General features: G+C 69.2%; 20 protein-coding genes. 13 read left to right on the top strand and 7 right to left on the bottom strand.

Annotation, left to right across the window (positions count from 1 at the left end; genetic code table 11):
- Together ESP51_RS11575 and ESP51_RS11570 are read left to right on the top strand one after the other, a co-directional pair.
- The coding region (locus ESP51_RS11575; protein WP_206737296.1) for a hypothetical protein at positions 1-477 on the top strand (477 nt) is incomplete at its 5' end.
- Between the two features lie 10 nt (positions 478-487).
- A complete protein-coding gene (locus ESP51_RS11570; RefSeq protein ID WP_129521055.1) occupies positions 488-964 on the top strand; it encodes a DUF4190 domain-containing protein in 477 nt (158 codons plus the stop codon).
- A gap of 44 nt (positions 965-1008) precedes the next feature.
- Here ESP51_RS11570 and ESP51_RS11565 read toward each other — a convergent pair whose 3' ends face one another.
- Positions 1009-2196, bottom strand: a complete 1188-nt coding sequence (locus ESP51_RS11565; protein ID WP_129521054.1) for a class I SAM-dependent methyltransferase — start codon at positions 2194-2196, stop codon at positions 1009-1011.
- A gap of 129 nt (positions 2197-2325) precedes the next feature.
- On the opposite strand from ESP51_RS11565, the gene groES reads away from it, so the two are divergent.
- From groES to ESP51_RS11550, 3 genes are all read left to right on the top strand, one after another.
- Positions 2326-2622, top strand: a complete 297-nt coding sequence (gene groES / locus ESP51_RS11560) for a co-chaperone GroES (protein WP_129521053.1) — start codon at positions 2326-2328, stop codon at positions 2620-2622.
- Between the two features lie 151 nt (positions 2623-2773).
- A complete protein-coding gene (gene rarD, locus ESP51_RS11555; RefSeq protein ID WP_129521061.1) occupies positions 2774-3676 on the top strand; it encodes an EamA family transporter RarD in 903 nt (300 codons plus the stop codon).
- Positions 3677-3949: 273 nt separating this feature from the next.
- Positions 3950-5239, top strand: a complete 1290-nt coding sequence (locus ESP51_RS11550; RefSeq protein ID WP_129521052.1) for an ABC transporter substrate-binding protein — start codon at positions 3950-3952, stop codon at positions 5237-5239.
- 386 nt (positions 5240-5625) lie between these two features.
- Here ESP51_RS11550 and ESP51_RS11545 read toward each other — a convergent pair whose 3' ends face one another.
- From ESP51_RS11545 to ESP51_RS11530, 4 genes are read right to left on the bottom strand one after another with little or no spacing between them, the layout of a single operon-like run.
- Positions 5626-6393 (bottom strand): ABC transporter ATP-binding protein, encoded by a 768-nt coding sequence (locus ESP51_RS11545; protein WP_129521051.1) that lies wholly within the window; start codon positions 6391-6393, stop codon positions 5626-5628.
- Positions 6380-7294 carry an ABC transporter ATP-binding protein gene (locus ESP51_RS11540; protein ID WP_129521050.1) on the bottom strand — a complete coding sequence of 305 codons (915 nt, stop codon included), beginning with the start codon at positions 7292-7294 and terminating at the stop codon, positions 6380-6382. Before ESP51_RS11540 ends, ESP51_RS11545 begins: the two co-directional genes overlap by 14 nt.
- The gene (locus tag ESP51_RS11535) at positions 7284-8264 is read right to left on the bottom strand and encodes a branched-chain amino acid ABC transporter permease (protein WP_129521060.1); all 981 of its coding nucleotides are present in this window, start codon (positions 8262-8264) and stop codon (positions 7284-7286) included. The genes ESP51_RS11540 and ESP51_RS11535 overlap by 11 nt, the downstream gene beginning before the upstream one ends.
- A gap of 15 nt (positions 8265-8279) precedes the next feature.
- Entirely contained in the window at positions 8280-9485 is a 1206-nt protein-coding gene (locus tag ESP51_RS11530; protein WP_241843127.1) for a branched-chain amino acid ABC transporter permease, read from the bottom strand.
- A 348-nt stretch (positions 9486-9833) separates the two neighbouring features.
- Here ESP51_RS11530 and guaB point away from each other — a divergent pair, with 348 nt between their 5' ends.
- Complete coding sequence (gene guaB / locus ESP51_RS11525; RefSeq protein WP_129521048.1) at positions 9834-11336, top strand: IMP dehydrogenase; 1503 nt, start codon at positions 9834-9836, stop codon at positions 11334-11336.
- A 35-nt stretch (positions 11337-11371) separates the two neighbouring features.
- On the opposite strand, the gene ESP51_RS11520 is transcribed toward guaB, so the two are convergent.
- Positions 11372-12538, bottom strand: coding sequence for a MalY/PatB family protein (locus ESP51_RS11520; RefSeq protein ID WP_129521047.1), 1167 nt, complete (start codon positions 12536-12538; stop codon positions 11372-11374).
- A 114-nt stretch (positions 12539-12652) separates the two neighbouring features.
- Here ESP51_RS11520 and ESP51_RS11515 point away from each other — a divergent pair, with 114 nt between their 5' ends.
- The 3 genes from ESP51_RS11515 to ESP51_RS11505 all read left to right on the top strand — a co-directional run bounded on the left by ESP51_RS11515 (position 12653) and on the right by ESP51_RS11505 (position 17354).
- A complete protein-coding gene (locus ESP51_RS11515; protein ID WP_129521046.1) occupies positions 12653-14353 on the top strand; it encodes an ABC-F family ATP-binding cassette domain-containing protein in 1701 nt (566 codons plus the stop codon).
- A 48-nt stretch (positions 14354-14401) separates the two neighbouring features.
- Positions 14402-15526, top strand: coding sequence for a GuaB3 family IMP dehydrogenase-related protein (locus tag ESP51_RS11510; RefSeq protein ID WP_129521045.1), 1125 nt, complete (start codon positions 14402-14404; stop codon positions 15524-15526).
- Between the two features lie 115 nt (positions 15527-15641).
- Entirely contained in the window at positions 15642-17354 is a 1713-nt protein-coding gene (locus ESP51_RS11505) for a glycerol-3-phosphate dehydrogenase/oxidase (RefSeq protein ID WP_422386844.1), read from the top strand.
- A 6-nt stretch (positions 17355-17360) separates the two neighbouring features.
- Here the strand turns inward: ESP51_RS11505 and ESP51_RS11500 are convergent, their stop codons facing one another.
- The gene (locus ESP51_RS11500; RefSeq protein ID WP_129521043.1) at positions 17361-18209 is read right to left on the bottom strand and encodes a helix-turn-helix domain-containing protein; all 849 of its coding nucleotides are present in this window, start codon (positions 18207-18209) and stop codon (positions 17361-17363) included.
- A 139-nt stretch (positions 18210-18348) separates the two neighbouring features.
- On the opposite strand from ESP51_RS11500, the gene ESP51_RS11495 reads away from it, so the two are divergent.
- From ESP51_RS11495 to ESP51_RS11480, 4 genes are all read left to right on the top strand, one after another.
- A complete protein-coding gene (locus ESP51_RS11495; RefSeq protein ID WP_164990498.1) occupies positions 18349-19101 on the top strand; it encodes an SDR family NAD(P)-dependent oxidoreductase in 753 nt (250 codons plus the stop codon).
- 113 nt (positions 19102-19214) lie between these two features.
- Positions 19215-19721: a cation:proton antiporter regulatory subunit gene (locus tag ESP51_RS11490; protein WP_129521041.1), complete on the top strand. Its 507-nt coding sequence runs from the start codon at positions 19215-19217 to the stop codon at positions 19719-19721.
- An 11-nt stretch (positions 19722-19732) separates the two neighbouring features.
- The gene (locus tag ESP51_RS11485; protein WP_164990497.1) at positions 19733-20527 is read left to right on the top strand and encodes an SURF1 family protein; all 795 of its coding nucleotides are present in this window, start codon (positions 19733-19735) and stop codon (positions 20525-20527) included.
- A 62-nt stretch (positions 20528-20589) separates the two neighbouring features.
- Positions 20590-21519: a S1C family serine protease gene (locus tag ESP51_RS11480; protein WP_129521039.1), complete on the top strand. Its 930-nt coding sequence runs from the start codon at positions 20590-20592 to the stop codon at positions 21517-21519.
- Positions 21520-21523: the final 4 nt, after the last annotated feature.

Below are 21523 nucleotides of genomic sequence, written 5' to 3'. Positions count from 1 at the left end.
GAGCCGCCCGCGCCGCCGGCCCCTCCGGCTCCGCCGGAGCCGCCGACCTACGGGTCGGCCACGCCGCCTCCGCCTCCGCCACCTTCGGCCGGCTACGGGATGCCGTCCGACCAGCCGCCCGCCGCCCCTGCCTACGGCGCACCGACACAGCCCGGCTACGCGGCGCCTGCATACGGCACGACGCCCAGCAAGCCGACGCCCGTGTTCAGCCTCATCTCGCTGATCGCCGGCATCATCGGCCTCGTGGGCTTCTTCGTGGTCTTCATCCCGTTCGTCGGCGGCATCATGCAGCTGTTCATCCCCGCCGCCGCCGTGGTGCTCGGCTTCATCGGCAAGCGCAAGGAGCCGGCAGCCAAGGGCATGTGGCTCACCGGCATCATCCTCGGCTTCGTCGGGGTCGCCATCGGCCTGCTTTCCCTGTTGCTGTGGGGCATCTTCGCTGCGACCGTCGGATCGATGGACTACAGCACCTACTGATGAGGCACTCATGACCGAGCGTGAGGGGGTTTCGCCTGAGGGCGGGGCCCCCGATCGCTTCGAACCGGAAGATCCGCTCGCGCCCTACCAGCCGGCCGAGCCGACCTTTCGTGTCGACCCGGCCGTGCGCGAGTTCGAGGTGCCCTTCGACACCGGGCAGCTGCAATCGCTCTCGACCGGCCAGCTCCTCATCGTGCACCGGCCCGGCGGTGACGTGGCCGATGCTGTCGAGGAGGCGACCCAGCGCCGGGTGTACAGCTGGATCGCCGCCGTGGTCGGCACGATGGGGGCCATCGCATCGCTGTTCGTCGGGTGGATGCTGCCGCTGTCCATCGCCGCGATCATCTTCGGCGTGCTCGGCTTGCGCCGGGAGGAGAAGGGCCGTTCCCTCGCGTTCGTCGGCATCGGCACCGGTCTGGCGGGCCTCGTGTTCTCAGCGGTGTGGATCGGCTACTACGCGATCGTGTTCGGCGCGCTGCCCGCCTGAGCCAGCCACACCAGAGCCGGCCGGCACGCCCTTCGGGCGAGTCGCTAGAGTCGCTCGACGAGCAGCGCGACGTGCCGGCCGAGCTCCCGGGTGAGCACGATCGTCGCGGACTCGTCGCCGCGCAGCTTCAGCCGCGTGCGGAGCGCCGCCGGATCGACGTCGGTCCCGCGCTTCTTGATCTCGAGCGTGCCGACGCGGCGCGCCTGCAGGGCCTGGCGCAACTGGCGCTCATCGGCGGGAAGTCGCTCGAGCACCCGGAACCCTTGCGCGAAGGGCGACTCGAACGGTGCGTCGGCCGTGAGGTAGGCGATGCCGGCACTCGCCATCCATGCGCCGTTCGCACGCGCGAGGTCGCCGATCAGGCGGGCGCGGATGACGGAGCCGTCGGGCTCGTAGAGGTAGTCGCCGATCGGGCCGGTCGGAGCATCCTCGCTGTCGGCCGCGGCCGTGAGCTCGTGCGCGGCGTCGCCGCGGATCACGAGCGCTGCGCGGCGGATGCCCGGGCGTGCCAGCTGGCCGAGCCAGACGCCGAGCTCCACGACCTCGCCGTCGATCGACACCCACTGCGCCTCGGCGTCGGCGGGGATGACATCGCGGTCGGTGCCCGGGCCGAGCTTGACTCCCACCGGCATCCGCTCGGCGAGGCCGAACGCGAAGTCGAGCGAGGGGGAGTAGTCGGCGGCATCCGAGATGCGCCTCGTGGTGCCTCCGGTCGTCGTGCGGCGTGCCGGGTCGAGCCAGGCGCCGCCGATGCCGCCGAGCGGCACGTCTTCGGCGCGCGCGTGCAGCACCTGGACCCGCGAGAACGGCGTGAGGTTGTACGCGGCGATCGCGGCGGTGACCTCGTCGGCTTCGGCGGCCGTCACCTCGAGATCGATCGCGGCCATCGCGAGCGCGTCGCCGCCGATGCCGCAGCCGAGGTCGGCCACGTGCGTGATGCCGGCTCGAGAGAAGCGGCCGGCGTGCAGCGCAGCGACCCTTAGCCGCGTCGCCTGCTCGAGGCCCGCCTCGGTGAAGAGCATGCGCGAGGCGAACTCGCCGAATTTCGCACGGGCCTTCGCGCGCAGCTTCGACTGGCTGAGCACGGTGGCCACGAGACCCGACGGATGCCCCTCGCGGCGCAACAGCGCGACCGTCTTCACGATGTCGGCCTTCGAATCCCAGGCGGGCAGGCCGTCGAGGAGCCGGAGGCCCTCTGGCGAGAGCAGTTCGACGAGCTCGGCGCGATCCACCCGGCCACGCTAGCACCCACATCCGTGCGCTGGCACTCGCGTTGCATGAGTGCCAAATCCTGCCTAGACTCGTCTTAGCACTCTCGCTTTGAGGGTGCTAAACAGTCTTCGTCAAGAAAGAGGTCAAACGTGTCGGTTTCCATCAAGCCGCTCGAGGATCGCATCGTCATCAAGCAGGTCGACGCCGAGCAGACCACCGCGTCAGGTCTCGTCATCCCCGACACTGCCAAGGAGAAGCCCCAAGAGGGCGAGGTCGTGGCCGTGGGCCCCGGTCGCATCGATGACAACGGCAATCGCATCCCGCTCGACGTCGCAGTCGGCGACAAGGTGATCTACTCCAAGTACGGCGGCACCGAGGTCAAGTTCGGCGGCGACGACCTGCTCGTGCTCTCGGCCCGCGACGTGCTCGCGGTCGTGGTTCGCTAGTCGACACGATTCGTTCGAGGCCCGGATGCCCCTGCGGCATCCGGGCCTCTTCGTATGCCGGGCGGCGGATGTCTGTGGCCAGGCGTAGTCTGAGCCGGTGTCAACCCGTTCCGATGTCTCGGCCGGTGCGAACCTCACGCCCGCATCGGGCGTGAGCCGCTCCGGACTCGTCTTCGCGATCAGCGCCTACAGTCTCTGGGGCATCCTCCCCATCTACTTCATCGCGCTCGCGCCGACCGGGCCCTTCGAGGTCGTCGGATGGCGCGTGCTGCTCTCGCTCGTGTTCTGCGCCCTGGTCATCACGGTCACGCGCGCCTGGCGTCCGTTCGCGACCATCCTGCGCGACCGCCGCGCGGTGCTCACGATGGGCATCGCGGGCGTGCTGATCTTCGTCAACTGGCAGACCTACGTCTACGCCACCCTGACCGGGCAGGTCGTCGAGGCCGCGCTCGGCTACTTCATCAATCCCATCGTCACGGTCTTCCTCGGCGTGCTCGTCTTGCGCGAGCGCCTCAACGTGACGCAGTGGGTGGCCGTCGGCATCAGCATCGTCGCCGTCGTCGTGCTCGCCTTCGGCTACGGGCAGCTGCCCTGGATCGCCCTCGTGCTCGCGTTCTCGTTCGGCTTCTACGGCCTCATCAAGAAGCGCGTCGGGCCCAAGGTCGACGCGGTCTCCGGGCTCACCCTCGAGACCGCCTGGCTCGCGCCGCTCGCCGTCGTGCAGCTCGTGTTCGTGTCGATGACCACCGGGCTCACGATCGGCGCGGTGAGCGGCTGGCACACGACGCTGCTGCTGCTCGCCGGAGCCATCACGGCGGTGCCGCTGCTCCTGTTCGCGGCCGCGGCGCGCCGGCTGCCGCTCATCTACATGGGGTTCATCCAGTACTTCGCGCCGTTCATCCAGTTCGTCGTCGGCGTCGTCGTGCTCCAAGAGCCGATGCCGCTCGAACGGTGGATCGGATTCGCCCTCGTGTGGGTCGCCCTCGCGGTGCTCACGTTCGACCTCGTGAGGGGCGTCCGTGCCTCGCGACGCGTTCCGACAGAGCTCATCTGAGGTCTCGGTCAGGCCTGTTGGAGGCCCGGATCAGGCTCGAAAAGGGGCTCCAGGCGAGCGGATGCCGCGACGCGCGTTCTGCGCGTCGAGGTCGCGCTGCACGACGATTCTGTGCGCTTTCGGTGGGCAAGGTGTCGGCGAGGTAACGATTCCTGCGGTGTTACACGGTTGTGACCGGCGCGACTTGTTTCCGCCATTGGGGCGCAATACTGTCAAACAACGGCGTCACCAGACGCTGCTTTGTGTACCAATCCTTCAGTCCCAAGGAGCAACATGAGCGTATTCGCGAAGGCCAAGGCCTCGCGCTCGGCTCGCGCAGCCTGGACGGGTCTCGCCATCGCTGGCGTCAGCACCCTCATCCTCTCTGCGTGCGCAACGGGTGGCACGCCGCCGGCCGAGACGGAAGAGCCGGCCGACGCCGGCGACGCCCTGCCCATCGAGGAAGGCGAACGCGACCTCACCCTCAAGGTGGGCACGATCCTTCCGCAGAGTGGAACGCTCGCCTTCCTCGGCCCGCCCGAGGAGGCCGGTGTGGCGCTCGCCGCACAGGAGATCAACGAAGCCGACATGGGCCTCAACATCGAGGTCATCTACCGCGACTCCGGTGACACCACGACCGACATCGCCACCGTCTCCGTCACCGACCTGCTCTCGCAGGACGTCTCGGCGATCATCGGTGCCGCTTCGTCGGGTGTGTCGTTCACGGTCATCGACCAGATCACCGCGGCCGGTGTCGTGCACTTCTCGCCGGCGAACACGTCGCCCGACTTCACCGAGTACGAGGACAGCGACCTGTACTTCCGTACTGCGCCGTCCGACCTCCTGCAGGGTGAAGTGCTCGGCAACCAGATCGCCGCAGACGGCGCTTCGACCCTCGGTCTCCTCGTCCTGAACGACCCGTACGGCACCGGCCTCGCAGAGGCCACCAAGGCGTCGTTCGAGGCGGCAGGCGGCGAAGTCGTGGCCGAAGAGCTCTTCAACACGGGTGACTCGAACTTCGACGCGCAGCTCTCGGCGATCAACGCCGCGAACCCCGACGCCGTGGCCGTCATCACCTTCGATGAGGCCAAGGTCGTCGTTCCGGCGCTCGTCGGCTCGGGCTACCCCGGCGACCAGCTCTACTTCGTCGACGGCAACCTGTCCGACTACAGCGCAGACTTCGCACCCGGCCTCATCACCGGCGCGAAGGGCACGCTGCCCGGTCCTGAGCTCGAAGACGACTTCCGTGAGCGGATCCTCGCCGTCGACCCCGACCTGGCGGACTTCAGCTACGGTCCCGAGTCGTACGACGCGACCGTCCTGATCGCCCTCGCGGCGTATGCGGCGAACAGCACCGAAGGTGTCGACATCGCCAAGTACCTGCGTCAGGTGTCGGGTGGCACCGGTGAAGGCGAGAAGGTCACCGACCTCGGCGACGCCTTCACGGCGCTCTCCGAAGGCTCGCAGATCGACTGGGACGGCCCGTCCGGCCCGATCACGCTCGACGAGCACGGTGACCCCACCGAGGCGACCATCGGAATCTACGAATACGGCGACGACAACACGTACTCGCGCATCGGCTAGTACGGTTCTCCGCCTGGAAGGGCCTCGGCTTCGGCCGGGGCCCTTTCTCGTGCCCGCGTGCGCCCTTGCGTGCGCGCAGGCGCCCTCGCGGCGTGCGCGCAGGAGTCCTCGCCCCGTCGCGGCCCTTCTGGGAGCTCCCTGCGGCGCTCACGCCTTCGCGCGCCGTCGCGGATGAGGCGGGAACCGGGCCCCCGCGGCGATCCGCGGCGCCGGCACCGGCGTGTCCGCCGACATTGACTCATCCGCCGAGACCTGCGCTGGCCGCAGAGTGGCGCGGAGGGCGGTTTGCTGGGTGTGCCTGCGTCAGCAAGGACTCATGACGCGGTTGAGGCGAACGCAGAAGGGGGGCGGATGCCGCAGCATCCGCCCCCGTTCGTTCGGGTGGATCAGTCCTGGCCGAGCGTGCCCAGGTAGAGGCCGATCACCTTCGGGTCGTTCAGCAGGTCGCGTCCGGTGCCGGTGTAGGCGTCGCGGCCCTGATCGAGCACGTAGCCGCGGTCGCAGATCTGCAGGCAGCGCCGCGCGTTCTGCTCGACCATGATCGTGGTCACGCCGGCGCGGTTGATCTCCTTCACGCGAAGGAAGGCCTCGTCCTGCCGCACGGGGGAGAGCCCGGCGGATGGCTCGTCGAGCAGCATGACGTGCGGGCCCATCATGAGCGCACGCGACATCGCGACCATCTGCCGTTCACCGCCCGAGAGCGAGCCGGCACGCTGGCCGAGTCGCTTGCCGAGCTCGGGGAAGATCGCGGTGACGTACTCGAGGCGCTCCTTGACACCCTTCGGCTTCTGGAACATTCCCATCTCGAGGTTCTCCTGGATGGTGAGCGACGGGAACACGTTGTTCGTCTGCGGCACGAAGCCGACGCCCTTCGCCACGAGCTTGTTCGCCTTGAGGTTCGTGATCTCCTCGCCGTTCAGGCGGATCGACCCGTCGCGCACCTTCACGAGACCGAAGATGGCCTTCAGGAGCGTCGACTTTCCGGCGCCGTTCGGGCCGATGATGCCGATGAGCTCGCCCTTCCTCGCGATGAGGGAGCACGAGTTCAGGATGTTCACGCCGGGCAGGTAGCCCGCCGTGACATTCGTGGCCTCGACGACCGCGTCTGCGACGGGTTCGAGGACCGCACTGCCGGTCGGTTCACTGTTCGTCATCGATGAGCTCCTTCAACACCTCGACGTGCTCGGTGTCCGTTGTGCCGATGTCGGCGTCGTGATGGGCGCCCAGATAGGCGTCGATCACGGCGGGATCTTGCATGACCAGGTGCGGATCGCCTTCGGCGACGATCTTGCCCTCGGCCATCACGATGACCCAGTCGGCGATGTGGCGCACCATGTGCATGTCGTGCTCGACGAAGAGCACCGTCATGCCCTGGGACTTCAGGTCGAGCACGTGGTCGAGCAGCGACTGCGTGAGGGCCGGGTTGACCCCGGCCATCGGCTCGTCGAGCATGACGAGCGTCGGGTCGCTCATGAGCGCCCTCGCCATCTCGAGGAGCTTGCGCTGCCCGCCCGACAGGCTGGCCGCGTAGTCGTCCTTCTTGGTGTCGAGCTTGAAGCGCGCGAGGATCTCGAGTGCCTTCGCCTCGATCTCGTCGTCTTGCTTGCGCCAGAGGAACGGCAGGAACGACCGGAAGAGGTTCTCACCGATCTGGCCCTTCGCGCCGAGCTTCATGTTGTCGAGCACGGTGAGCAGCGCGAGCGACTTCGTCAGCTGGAAGGTGCGGATGAGGCCCATGCGGGCCACCCGGTAGGCCGGCACATGCGCGAGCGACCGACCGTCGAACTCCCACTTCCCGCTGTCGGGCTTGTCGAAGCCCGTGAGCAGGTTGAAGAGGGTCGTCTTGCCGGCGCCGTTCGGTCCGATGAGTGCGGTGATCGCACCCCGGGGGACCTCGACGTGCGCGACATCGACGGCGGTGAGACCGCCGAAGGTGCGCCGGACGTTGTCGGCGATGAGGATCGGGTCGACCTTGCGGCAACCCGGTGCGGCTTCGCCGACATGGAGGCCGGTGGTCTTCACCGGCTTGGACGTGGGAGTGACGTTACTTGACAAAGGCCAGCTCCTTCTTGTTTCCGAAGATGCCCTGAGGCCTGAATATCACGATCAGCATGATCGCGATGCCGACGAGGATGAACCGGAGCTGGCCGGCCTGCACCTGCGACATGAATGGGAGCCAGCCCGCCTCCACCGCCCGGGCGACGAAGCCCGAGAAGAAGGAGAGCAGCACCCAGAAGATCACCGAGCCGATGACCGGCCCGAGGATCGTGGCGGCCCCGCCGAGGAGCAGGATCGCGTAGACGAAGAAGGTGAGCGACGTCTGGTAGTTCGCCGGCACCACCGATCGGGGCAGGATGAAGATCATGCCCCCGAGCGTGCCGTAGACGCCACCGAGGATGAGGCTCTGCATCTTGTACGAGTAGACGTTCTTGCCGAGCGCGCGCACGGCGTCTTCGTCTTCACGGATGCCCTTGATGACGCGGCCCCACGGGCTGCGCATGATGAGCCACGTGACGAGGGCCAGGAGCACGACGAGCCCCCACCCGACGATGCGGATCCACCAGTCGTACGCGTTGTACGTGAAGGGTCCGAAACCGTACGTGCCCGATGGGATCGGGTTGAGGTCGGCGAAGCCGCCCTTGTAGCCCTGCAGGCCGCTCGCCGAACCGGTGATGTCGGCGAACGTGTTCGTCGTGAACGTGAGCCGCAGAATCTCTGCCGCCGCGATCGTGACGATCGCGAGGTAGTCGGCGCGGAGCCGCAGGGTGGGAATACCGAGGATCAGGGCGAACACCACGGATGCCGCGATTCCGATGAGCACGGCGCCCCACACGGGGAATCCGAAGCTCAGGATGGAGATCGCGTACCCGTATGCTCCAAGGGCCATGAAGCCCGCCTGACCGAAGTTCAGGAGGCCCGTGTAGCCGAAGTGGATCGCCAGGCCGAGGGCGGCCAAGGCGTATGCCGCGGTGGTGGGGCTGATGAGCTCCTGCGCCGCGTTGGAGAAGATCTGAATCCAGTCGATCATGGTCGGTCCTCCTTAGCCGATTCTCTCGCGGCGACCGAGGATGCCCTGCGGTCGGAACAGCAGCACGAGGATGAGCACGACGAGTGCGCCCACGTACTTCATGTCGGATGGCAGCCACAGCGTCGACATCTCGATGAAGAGCCCCACGATGATGGAGCCCACGAGTGCGCCGAACGCGGTGCCGAGCCCGCCGAGGGTGACGGCTGCGAAGATGAGCAGCAGGATCTGGAAGCCCATGTCCCAGCTGACGCCGGGTCGGAAGTACGCCCAGAGGATGCCCGAGAGTCCGGCGAGGGCGGCGCCCATCACCCAGACGATGCGGATGACGCGATCGACGTCGATGCCGCTCGCTGCGGCGAGGCTCGCATTGTCGGAGACCGCGCGCGTCGCCTTGCCGATGCGCGTGCGCAACAGGAAGTAGGCGACGGCCGCGAGCACCACGACGCTCGTGATCATGCTCGCGAGGTCGACCCACGACATCGAGACGGGCCCGAGGTGGATGTCGGAGGCGAGGGTCGCTCCTGGAAGCTGCCGCGTCGATCCGCCGTAGATGAACTGGTAGATGTAGCGGATCGCGAGCGAGAGGCCGATGCTGACGATCATGAGCTGGATGAGGCCCACTCCGCGCCTGCGGAGCGGTTTCCAGATCACGGCGTCGAGCGTCCAGCCGAGCGCTGCGCTGAGGACGATCGCGATGATGATGGCGAGCCAGATCGGGAACGCGAGGTCGACCCCGAAGGTCAGCATCATGAGCGCCCCGAACGTGACCATCTCCGCATGCGCGAAGTTCGACAGGCCCGTGGTGCCGAAGATCAGCGAGAGGCCGATCGCCGCGAGTGCGAGCAGGAGGCCGAAGTTCAGACCGTTGATGAACCGGATGAGCACCTGGGCGCCGAAGTCGGTCGTGGTGCGCTGGCCCTCGCCGAGGAAGAAGTTCACCGCCTTGAGCTTCGTGAGCCCGAACTCCGAGGTGATGGTCGCCTGGCCTTCCGCCACGACGACGCCTTCAGGAAGGGTGTCCTCGTCGAGCGTGAGCTCGTACTCGCCCTTCTCGGGCACGCCGATGCGCCACCTGCCCTCGGCGTCGGTCTCTGTCTCGGCTTCGAAGTCGTCGGCGCCTTCGACCGTGATGCGAACGCCCTCGAGCGGTTCATCATCGAAGGTCACGTTGCCCGTGAAGAAGTACTCGAATTCCTCGGTACTGTCCTCCGTACTCACGGTGTCCGCCATCGCAGGGGACGCTGCGATGCCGGACAGAGTGAGTGCGGACAACAGGATTCCGAGGAGGACGAGCCACCTTCGGGGCGACCGTTTGGCGACTGATTGCGTGGGTTCCACTGCACCTCCAAGGGTGCCCGGGGGCTTATGGCCGCCCGGGTCCGGTCTTCCTATCGACATCGTCGTCGACAGTACGTGCCGATTATGTCCCAAGTGTTTCATGCGCGGTCCACAATGGCCCTCGATTGTTATCCGGGGAATGCCCTCTATGCAAACTCGCTTAACATTGAGTGATCGCACGATTCACTTTCGCGCGGCCACTGGGGCATCACAGATTGAAGGGAAGACATGGATCAGGCAGATCCGTTCGGATTCACGGGACTCACGTACGACGACGTCCTGCTGCTGCCAGGTCACACCGATGTGATCCCGAGCGAAGCCGACACGGCCTCGCGTCTCACCCGACGCATCACCGTCGCGACGCCGCTCCTGTCGGCCGCGATGGACACCGTCACCGAGTCGCGCATGGCGATCGCCATGGCCCGCCAGGGCGGCATCGGCATCCTGCACCGCAACCTCTCGATCGAGGAGCAGGCCGAGATGGTCGACCGCGTGAAGCGCAGCGAGTCGGGCATGGTCTCCAATCCGGTGACCACGACGCCCGACGCATCCGTCGCCGAGGTCGACGAGTTGTGTGCCACGTTCCGCGTCAGCGGCCTGCCGGTCATCGACAGCGACGGCATCCTCGTCGGCATCATCACGAACCGCGACATGCGGTTCGTCTCCGACTTCGAGAAGTCGTCGACGAAGGTCGCCGACGTCATGACGAAGATGCCGCTCATCACGGGCCGCGTCGGCATGGACCCCGACGAGGCGATCGCGATCTTCGCGCAGCACAAGGTCGAGAAGCTGCCGCTCGTCGACGACGAAGGCCGGCTCACGGGCCTCATCACGGTCAAGGACTTCGACAAGTCGGAGCAGTACCCCAACGCGACGAAAGACGCCGAGGGTCGCTTGCGCGTCGGTGCCGCGATGGGCTTCTTCGGTGACGCCTGGGAGCGCGCAGAGGCGCTGCGCGATGCCGGTGTCGACGTGCTCGTCGTCGACACGGCCAATGGCGAGAGCGCCGGCGTCCTCGCCATCATCCGGCGGATCAAGGCCGACCCGACGTTCGCCCACATCGACGTCATCGGCGGCAACGTCGCCACTCGTGAGGGCGCCCAAGCGCTCGTCGACGCGGGTGCCGACGCCGTGAAGGTCGGCGTCGGGCCGGGTTCGATCTGCACGACGCGTGTCGTCGCCGGTGTCGGCGTGCCCCAGGTCACGGCCGTCTACGAGGCGTCGAAGGCGACGAGGCCCGCCGGGGTTCCGCTCATCGCCGACGGCGGCCTGCAGTACTCGGGCGACATCGCGAAGGCGCTCGTCGCCGGGGCCGACACGGTCATGCTCGGCTCGCTCCTCGCGGGCACCGCCGAGAGTCCGGGCGAACTCGTCTTCCAGAACGGCAAGCAGTTCAAGACCTACCGCGGCATGGGCTCGCTCGGAGCGCTGCAGACCCGCGGCAAGAAGACCTCGTACTCGAAAGACCGCTACTTCCAGTCGGATGTCCCGAGCGACGACAAGCTCATCCCCGAGGGCATCGAGGGCCAGGTGCCCTACCGTGGCCCGGTGTCGGCCGTCGCCTACCAGCTCGTCGGCGGGCTCCGCCAGTCGATGTTCTACGTGGGCGCCCGCACCATCGATGAGCTGAAGGCCAAGGGCAAGTTCGTGCGGATCACGCCGGCCGGTCTCAAGGAGTCGCACCCGCACGACGTGCAGATCGTGGTGGAGGCGCCGAACTACACGAGGTGAGGGTGGCCTCGATACGCGTCGCGCTGCGCGCGTCGCTACTCGACCACCGGGGAGGCGGCCTCCGCCAGCCGCGTGATCGCCTCGTCGAGCACCTCGGGCGTGCACGCGAAGTTGAGTCGCGCATGTCCACGTCCCACGGTGGCACCGAACGTCGGCCCGTTGGCGAGCGCGACCTTCGCGTGCTCGAGGGCGTAGGCCGCCGGGTCGTCGCCCCAGCCGAGCTCTGAGAGGTCGAGCCACGCGAGGTACGTGGCGTCGGGCATCCGGTAGCGCACCCCGGGGAGCTCGTCGGCGAGGAGGTCGGCGAGCAGACGCCGATTGTCGTCGAGGCTCGCGAGCACGCCGTCGAGCCACCGCCCGCCGGCCCGGAACGCCGCGACCGATGCGATCGCGCCGAACTGCCCCATGCGCCATTCGACTTCGTAGGGCAGGGCGGCACGGACCCGGTCGCCGCGATCGCTCGCGGTGACGACGAGCGCGGACTTCAGTCCGGCGATGTTGAACGACTTGCTGGCCGACGTGATCGCGATGCCATGCTCGCGCGCGGCGTCCGAGACCGTGAGGAACGGCGTGTAGGGCGTCGCGGGCTGCGCGAGCGGCCCGTGCACCTCGTCGGCGACGATTGTGACGTCGTGGCGCGCGGCGATGTCGGCGAGCGCCGCGAGCGTCGCGGCATCCGGAACCATGCCGATCGGATTGTGCGGGTTGCAGAGCACCATCGCCCGGGCGCCCGCCTCGAACGCCGCCTCGATGCCCTCGAGGTCGAGGGACCAGCCCTCGTCGATGCCACCGAGCATCGGCACTTCGACGATCCGGGCCGAGCTCTCGGTCACGAGGTCGAAGAACGGCGGGTAGATCGGCGGCGTGATGACGACGCCGTCGCCCGGGCTCGTGACCCGGCGCAGCACCTCGACGATGCCCATGCTCACGTCGGCGGTGCACGTGACGCGGGCCGGGTCGACGTCCCAGCCGAGGCGCGTCGCCGCGAAGCCCTGGAACGCCTCGGCGACGGTGCGGCTGCCCTGGTTGTAGCCCGTGTCCGAGCGCCGCACCGCGTCGATGAGCGCCGCGGCGATGGGCTCGGCGAGCGGGTAGTCCATCTCGGCGACGGGCAGCGGCAGCACGTCGGCGGGGTAGCTGCGCCACTTCGCGCTCGTGCGGTTGCGGAGGGCGTCGAGCGGTTCAGCGGCGATGCGTTGCATGCCTCCAGCTTGCCGCAGATCGGGTCGGGTGGCACGGGAACTCGCGGTGCGGTGTAGTCTGGTCGGCTGCCCGGGGGGCGGCGCGGCACGGCCGCCGACCGATCGGACACTCGCATGGGCTTCATCGACGTCAACGGCGTCTCGTTCTCGCTGCCCGACGGCAGGCCGCTGCTCTCCGACCTCGCATTCCGGGTGACGGATGCCGCGACGACGGCGCTCATCGGCGCGAACGGCGCGGGCAAGTCGACGCTCCTGCGCATCATCCGCGGCGACGTCCGCCCCGACGAGGGCAGCGTGCAGGTCGATGGGGGACTCGGCGTGATGGACCAGTTCGTGGGCACCGGCAGCACCGTCGACGGGGCTGCCGAGACGGTCGCTGGGCTGCTCGTGTCGGTCGCACCGGCCCGCATCAGGGCCGCGGCGATCGAGCTCGAGGCATCCGAGGACGCCCTCATCGAGCGCGACGACACGGCGGCGCAGATGCGCTACGCGACGGCGCTCGCCGAGTACGCCGAGGCCGGCGGCTACGAGCAGGAGGTCGTATGGGATCACTGCACGAGCGCGGCACTCGGTATTCCCTTCGAGCGCGCCAGGTGGCGTGAGCTCGCCACGCTCTCGGGCGGTGAGCAGAAGCGCCTGGCGCTCGAGGCGCTCTTCCGCGGGCCCGAGCAGGTGCTGCTCCTCGATGAGCCCGACAACTCCCTCGACGTGCCCGGCAAGCGCTGGCTCGAGGCGCAACTGCGGTCGACGCAGAAGACGGTGCTCCTCGTCTCGCACGACCGCGAGCTGCTCGCGCAAGCCGCCGACCGCATCGTGACGCTCGAGCTCGGTGCCGCAGGGAACACCGCGTGGGTGCACGGCGGCAGCTTCGAGGGATACCACCGCGCGCGCGAGGAGCGCTTCGAGCGGCTCGACGAGTTGCGCCGGCGCTGGGATGAACAGCACGCCGCACTGCGAACGCTCGTGGCGACGCTCAAGGTGAAGGCCACCTACAACGACGGCATGGCGTCGCGCTACCAGGCCGCCGTCACGCGACTGCGGAAGTTCGAGGAGGCCGGGCCGCCCGAGGAGCGCCCGCCGTCGCAGAACGTCGCGATGCGGCTGCGCGGGGCGCGCACCGGCAAGCGCTCGGTGGTGTGCGAGCGCCTCGAGCTCACGGGCCTCATGAAGCCGTTCGACCTCGAGGTCTGGTACGGCGACCGGGTGGCGGTGCTCGGATCGAACGGCTCGGGCAAGTCGCATTTCCTCCGGTTGCTCGCCGGCGGCGGCACCGACCCCGATCGCACGCTCGGGCACGTCACGACGGCCGGGGAGAAGCTCGCCCGGATCCCGCACACCGGACGCGCGGTGCTCGGTGCGCGAGTCGTGCCGGGGTGGTTCGCGCAGAACCACGAGCACCCCGAGTTCCGCGGGCGCACCCTGCTCGACATCCTGCATCGCGGTGACGCGAACCGCGACGGCATGGCGCGGGAGGCCGCGAGTTCGGCGCTCGATCGGTATGGGCTCGCGGCATCCGCGCAGCAGACCTTCGACTCGCTCTCGGGCGGCCAGCAGGCGCGGCTGCAGATCCTGCTGCTCGAGCTGTCGGGGGCGACGTTGCTGCTGCTCGACGAGCCCACCGACAACCTCGACCTCGTCTCGGCCGAGGCACTCGAGGACGCGCTCTCGCGATTCGACGGCACCGTGCTCGCCGTGACGCACGACCGCTGGTTCACGCGCAGCTTCGACCGGTTCGTGGTGTTCGGTGCCGACGGTGAGGTCGTCGAGTCGGATGCCCCGGTGTGGAACGAGGGGCGCGTGGCGCGAGCGCGCTGACGCGCCTCCTCAACCAGCGGGTCCGTGGAGGTTGGGTAGGGTTGACTCGTGACCCAGGAGATCGAGATCGGCCGCTCGAAGCGGGGCCGTCGTGTCTATGCCTTCGACGACATCGCGATCGTTCCGAGCCGCCGCACGCGCGACCCCGAAGACGTCTCGACGACGTGGTCGATCGACGCCTACCAGTTCGACATCCCGTTCCTCGCGGCCCCGATGGATTCCGTCGTCTCGCCTCGCACGGCGATCATGATGGGCCAGCTCGGCGGACTCGGCGTGCTCGACCTCGAGGGCCTGTGGACCAGGTACGACGACGCCGAGTCGGTGCTCGCCGAGATCCGCGGGCTGTCCGCCGAGAAGGCGACCACGCGCATGCAGGAGCTCTACTCGGCGCCCATCAGGCCCGAGCTCGTCACCGAGCGCCTCGCCGAGATCCGCGCGGCCGGCGTCACGGTCGCGGGCGCGCTCTCGCCGCAACGCACGCAAGAGCTGTACGAGACCGTCGTCGCCGCAGGGGTCGACCTCTTCGTGATCCGCGGCACCACGGTCTCGGCCGAGCACGTCTCGAGGAACCAGGAGCCGCTGAACCTCAAGAAGTTCATCTACGAGCTCGACGTGCCCGTCATCGTCGGTGGAGCGGGCACCTACACGGCCGCGCTGCACCTCATGCGCACGGGCGCAGCGGGCGTGCTCGTCGGCTTCGGCGGGGGAGCGGCGTCCACGACGCGGGCGACGCTCGGCATCCACGCGCCGATGGCCACCGCGGTGGCGGATGTCGCCGGCGCCCGCCGCGACTACCTCGACGAGTCGGGCGGGCGCTACGTGCACGTCATCGCCGACGGCGGCGTCGGCAAGTCCGGCGACATCGTGAAGGCGATCGCGTGCGGCGCCGACGCCGTCATGCTCGGCGCGGCACTCGCTCGGGCGACGGATGCCCCGGGCGCCGGCTTCCACTGGGGCGCAGAGGCGCACCACGCGAAGCTACCCCGCGGCCAGCGGGTCAAGGTCGGCCAGGTCGCCCCCCTCGAGGAGATCCTCTACGGCCCTGCGCCGGCCGCCGACGGCACGGCCAACCTCATCGGGGCGCTCAAGCGCTCGATGGCCACCACGGGGTATTCCGACCTCAAGGAGTTCCAGCGCGTCGAGGTCATCGTCGCGCCGTACAGCGGCGCCTGAACGCGCGCGCTTCATAGCGCGAGGCCCACCCCTCGGGTAGCGTGGAACGCGAGCGCGCGGCCGTGCAGGCGCCCGGCCGTGAGGATGGGGAACGACGATGGCGAGACTCAATACGGTGACGCGTTCGACGAAGCTCGGACCAGAGGAACGAGAAGCGGCGATCGCTCGCCTGAAGGAGAAAGAGCTCGACATCCTCGTCGTCGGAGGCGGCATCGTCGGCACCGGCAGCGCGCTCGACGCCGTGACGCGTGGTCTCAGCGTCGGCCTGCTCGAGGCTCGTGACTGGGCGTCGGGCACCTCGAGTCGTTCGTCGAAGCTCGTGCACGGCGGCATCCGCTATCTCGAACAGCTCGACTTCCGGCTCGTGCGCGAGGCGCTCATCGAGCGGGGTCTGCTGCTGCAGCGCATCGCGCCGCACCTCGTGAAACCCGTGCGATTCCTCTACCCGTTGAAGACGCGGTTCATCGAACGCTTCTACGTCGGCGCCGGCATGCTGCTCTACGATCTCTTCAGCTACACGGGCGGTCGCCCGCCCGGCGTGCCGCACCACCGCCACCTCTCGAAGCGCCAGGTGATGAAGGCGATTCCGTCGCTCGCGCCGAACGCGCTCATCGGTGGGATCACCTACTACGACGGGCAGGTCGACGACGCCCGGTACGTCGCCTCCCTGGCCCGCACCGCGTCGTTCTACGGCGCGCACGTCGCGAGCCGCGTGAAGGTCGAGGGCTTCATCAAGGTCGGCGAGCGAGTGGTGGGCGTGAAGGCGCACGACCTGCAGACCGACGAGCGCTTCGAGGTGCGCGCCAAGCAGGTCGTGAACGCCACCGGAGTGTGGACCGACGACACGCAGCGCATGGTCGGCGAACGTGGCACGTTCCACGTGCGAGCCTCGAAGGGCATCCACCTCGTCGTGCCTCGCGACCGCTTCCAGTCGACAATGGGGCTCCTCCTCCGCACCGAGAAGAGCGTGCTCTTCGTCATCCCGTGGGGGCGTCACTGGCTGATCGGCACGACCGACACCGACTGGAACCTCGACAAGGCGCACCCTGCGGCGACGGCGGCCGACATCGACTACCTGCTCGAGCATGTGAACGCCGTGCTCGGCGTGCCGCTCACGCGCGAAGACGTCGAGGGTGTGTACGCGGGGCTCCGACCGCTGCTCGCAGGTGAGAGCGAGCAGACCTCCAAGCTCTCGCGTGAACACGTCGTGGCACACACGGTGCCGGGTCTCGTCGTCGTCGCCGGCGGCAAGTGGACCACCTACCGGGTGATGGCCAAAGACGCGATCGACGCGGCCGCCGACGCCCTCGATGGCAAGGTTCCCGCCTCCACGACTCAAGACATCCCGCTGCTCGGCGCCGAGGGCTACCAGGCCGCGTGGAACAAGCGCGGCAAGATCGCCCGCGCCTTCGGCGTGCACAAGGTGCGCATCGAGCACCTGCTCAATCGCTACGGCACGATGACCGACGAACTGCTCGACATCATCAGGTCGGATGCCTCGCTCGGCGAGCCCCTGCCGGGCGCCGACGACTACCTCGAGGCCGAGGTCGTCTACGCGGCCTCGCACGAGGGAGCACTGCACCTCGACGACGTGCTCGCGCGCCGCACCCGCATCTCGATCGAGGCGTGGGACCGCGGGGTCTCCGCGGCACCGGTCGCGGCGAGGCTCATGGCCGGCGTGCTCGGCTGGGATGCCGCGCGAGAGGCGCTCGAGGTCGAGCGCTACCTCGAGCGGGTGGCTGCCGAGCGAGCTTCGCAACTGCAGCCCGACGACGAGTCCGCCGACCGCGTGCGGCTCGAGGCTCCCGACATCGTGAAGGTGGACTGACTCCGCTCAGACCGCGCGCAACCGCCGTGGCCCGCGCTCGGCGATGCGATCGAGCGCTGCCGAAGCGGCCTCGTCGGCCGGCAGCAGGGCAACGAGTTGCAGCGCGTCGTCTGAGGGAAGCTCGAGCGATTCGAATGCCAACCTGAGCGGGCCGACGTCGGGCTGGTGCAGCTCGATGACGCCCGCCACGCGAGCGACGACGATCGGCGCCGCCATGCGCGTGAGAAAGGCGGAGCCCGCGGTGACCGTGAGCTCCTCGACGAGTTCGTCGGTGTGCACGTCGGACGGAGCGATCGTGCGGAGCCGGTTGACGAGATGGTCGGCCACGCACGCCCACTGCGGGAAGGCCTGCAGTGCCCGCTCGTCGGTGAAGGCATAGCGCAGCAGGTTGGGCACGTCCTCGTCGAGCACGCCCAGTGGCGCGACGAGTCGCTCGAAGCCCGGCGTTGCGGCGAGGATGTCGCCGAGCCGATTCATCGCGAAGGCCGGCATCGGGTCGAGACGGTGCAGCACGGCGCGCACGGTCGGACGGACGTCGCGAGCTGGAGGCTCGGCGGCAGCGCAGAGCACGTCGCCCCCGCCCGCCGACTTCCAGAGCAGTCGCAAGTGCGACCGTTCGGCGGGCGAGAGGAGCAGCGCCTCGCCGAGCGCGGAGAGCACTTGCGCCGATGGGTGCCGGTCGCGCCCCTGCTCGAGTCGGGTGAGGTACTCGACGCTGATGCCGGCGAGCATCGCGAGCTCCGTCCGGCGCAGGCCGGGGGTGCGACGCCGGCTGCCCGCCGGGAGTCCGACCTCTGCGGGCGTGATCGCCTCGCGCCGCTCACGGATGAATTCGCCGAGTCCTGTCTCACTCACCCACCCAGACTACGCACGCGAGAGCCGTTCATCGTGGCCCTGCCGGGACCACCCTCGAGCCGGTCTCCCACACACCGCCCCCGCAGCCGAGAGTGGGCGATGGGCGGCCGTTCGGCCGCCGCGAATGAGAGGAATGAGCATGGATCTCGGAGTGCAGGGGCGAACGGTGATCGTGACCGGAGCATCGGGCGGGATCGGGCGCGAAGTCGCCCGGGCCTTCGCTGCAGAGGGAGCGAGGTTGGTGCTGAGCTACCGCAGCGGGCGTGAGCAGGCCGAAGAGCTCGCGCGCGAGCTCGGTGACGGAGCGAGCGCCGTGCGCTATGACATGGGCGATCCGGATTCCGCGGACGAGCTCGTCGACGCCGCGGTGCGCTCGACCGGTCGGGTCGACGTCCTCGTGCACAGCGCGGTGATGTGGGGAAAGGACGACTGGACGGCCGACGGGTTCGAGACGATCCTCGACGCGCAGTGGACGCGGACCCTGCAGGTGAACATCGAGGGCGCCGTGCGGCTGACGCGTGCGGTGACGCCGGTCATGCGCACGAGCGGGTGGGGACGCATCGTGCACCTGTCGTCGAGCCTCGCGCGCGACGGCGCTGCAGGCGCGGAGTACTACGCCGCGTCCAAGGCAGCCCTGCACGGGTTCAGCCGGTCGGCGGCGTTCAGTCTCGGGGCGAGCGGCGAGATCCTGTCGAACGTCGCCATGCTGGGGCTCACCCGCACGGACACGAACGGATTCGTCACCGATGCCGAAGGGGAGCACTACAGCGCCCTCGCGCCGATCAAGCGGCTGCTCGACGCTCGAGAGGTCGCGCGTCCGATCGTCTTCCTGGCGTCGGCTGCGAACGCCGGGATCACCGGGCAGGTCGTCCCGATCACGGGCGGCTCGTGAGCCGGCGGCCGGCGCGCGGCGCGCGGCTCGCGGCCTGACTGGCATCGGGAAGGAGGAGTGACGACGCGCGGATAGACTTGGGGCGACGCACTCGAGACCGAGGAGTCCGCGCCATGGTTGATGTCCGCCGGGTCACCCTCCCCGGGGTGGGGGTATTGCACTCCTTCACGAATGCCGACGGCGTCGAACTCGCCGTCGTCGCGCACCGCACGGGCTCGAGCGATCTCGTCACGCGCCCGGCCGGCGACGACGACGACACGGCCGCGTCGACGATCCGGCTGCGTGAAGACGAGGCGCACACCCTCGCCGAGCTGCTCGGCGGCACGCGCATCGTGGAGTCGATCACCGAGCTCGACGAACTGCCGGGCGTGCCGATCGACTGGGTGAGCGTCGACGCCGACGACGCGATCGCCGGTCGCGCGCTCGGCGAGGTGCCCGTGGCCTCCGGCGTCGCCATCGTCGCGGTCGTGCGCGACGATCACGCGCACCCGTCGCCCGCCCGCGACTTCGTCGTGCGCGCCGGCGACACCATCGTGGCGGTCGGCCCGCCCGAGGGCATCGCCACTGTGTTCCGCGCGGTGCATCAGGGCGTGGGCCTCGCCGGGAGGCCCGGCGCCTGATGTTCCGGATGATGGTGCGCCCCAAGTGGGTGCTCGCGCTCCTGCTCGCCCTCGGCATCGCCGCGGGCTTCGCCCTGCTCGGCCAATGGCAGCTCCAACGCGCCGTCGAGTCATCCGTCGTCATCGAGCGGCCGACCGAGGAGGTCCGGCCGTTCGCCGGCGTCGCCGAGCCCGACGTGCCGACCGAGCAAGCGGCGACGGCGCAGATGGTCGAGGTCACGGGCGTCGTCGTGCCCGGAGACACGGTCATCGTCGAGGGCCGGCTCAACGACGGCGTGGCCGGCTTCTGGCCGGTTGCACACCTCGAGGTGACGGATGGCGCAGCCGGGGGCCTCCCCGTCGCGCTCGGCTGGGTCGCCGACGAGGCGACCGCCCGGGCCGCCGCCGAGCGGTTCGAAGCCGACGCCGGCGCGGAGGTCACCATCACGGGCCGGTTCCTGCCGAGCGAGGCGCCCGTCGTTCCCCCCGAAGACGGAGATCCGTTCGCGATGACGACCGTCGCGGTCGCCCAACTCGTGAACATCTGGGCCGACTACGACGACCGGCCCGTGTACTTCGGCTACGTCACGGCGGCCGAGCCCGTCGCGGGGCTCGAGGCGATCGTCTCGCCGCCGCCCGAGCTGGCCGTGGAGTTCAACTGGCTGAACATCTTCTACGCCGTGGAGTGGGTGGTGTTCGCCGGGTTCGCGGTCTTCCTCTGGTACCGCCTGGTGCGCGACGCCGTGGAGCGGGAACGCGACGAGGCCGACGAGGCCGGCGAGACGTCCGGTCGGGCGTCGAAGGAAACCGGCACTCCGGCCCGCTGACCCGGTTTCCGCTCGCGGCGAACTCGGGGTGCGCATCGCCTCGCGAGGGTCATGATTCCCTTGTGACCATCGAAGATCCGCTCGACGCCTACTCGGCCGTCGTCACCGCGGTGGCGAGCTCAGTGCTGCCGAGCGTCGCGAGCCTCGCGGTCCGCACTGCTCGCGGCGAGGGCGCCGGGAGCGCGAGCGTCATCAGTGCCGACGGCGTCCTGCTCACGAGCGCGCATGTCGTCGTGGGGGCGAGATCGGCCGAGGCGACCTTCGGCGACGGCACGTCCGTCACGGTCGACGTCGTCGGCCGCGACGTGCTCTCCGACCTCGCGGTGCTGCGCGCTCGCGGACCGGTGCCGCCGCCCCTCACGCTCGGCGACGCAGCGGGGCTCCGCGTCGGCCAGCTCGTGGTCGCGGTGGGCAACCCGCTCGGCCTCGCCGGCAGTGTGACGGCCGGTATCGTCTCGAACCTCGGGCGATCGCTGCCCACGGCGTCGGGTCGGGTGATCGACGAGGTGATCCAGACGGATGCCGCGCTGAATCCCGGGAACTCGGGCGGCGCGCTCGCCGACGGCAACGGGCGAATGGTCGGCGTGAACACCGCGGTCGCCGGCATCGGCCTCGGCCTCGCCGTGCCGATCAACCTCGCCACGCGCGGCATCATCGAGACGCTCGTGCGCACCGGGCGCGTGCGAAGGGCCTGGCTCGGCATCGTGGGGATGCAGGTGCAGCTCGAACCGTCGCTCGCGACACGCATCGGCTCGCCGACGGGCCTGCAGGTCGCGGGAGTCGCCACCGACAGCCCGGCGGAGCTCGCCGGAGTGCACCGCGGCGACATCGTCGTCTCGCTCGACGGTCAGGACATCGTGACCTCGACGTCGATCCAGAAGCTCATGGTCGAGGACGCGATCGATCGGCAGGTCGAGATGACACTCTGGCGCAACGGTGCGCTCGTCGACGTGTTCGTCGTTCCCCGCGAGCTCGTCGACGCGCCGCGATAGGCGG

It is taken from the genome of Agromyces albus (assembly GCF_004134825.1).
GTDB classification, from domain to species: domain Bacteria; phylum Actinomycetota; class Actinomycetes; order Actinomycetales; family Microbacteriaceae; genus Agromyces; species Agromyces albus.
The sequence above is the reverse complement of the archived record's forward strand: the minus strand, read 5'-3'. Positions and strand labels throughout refer to the sequence as shown.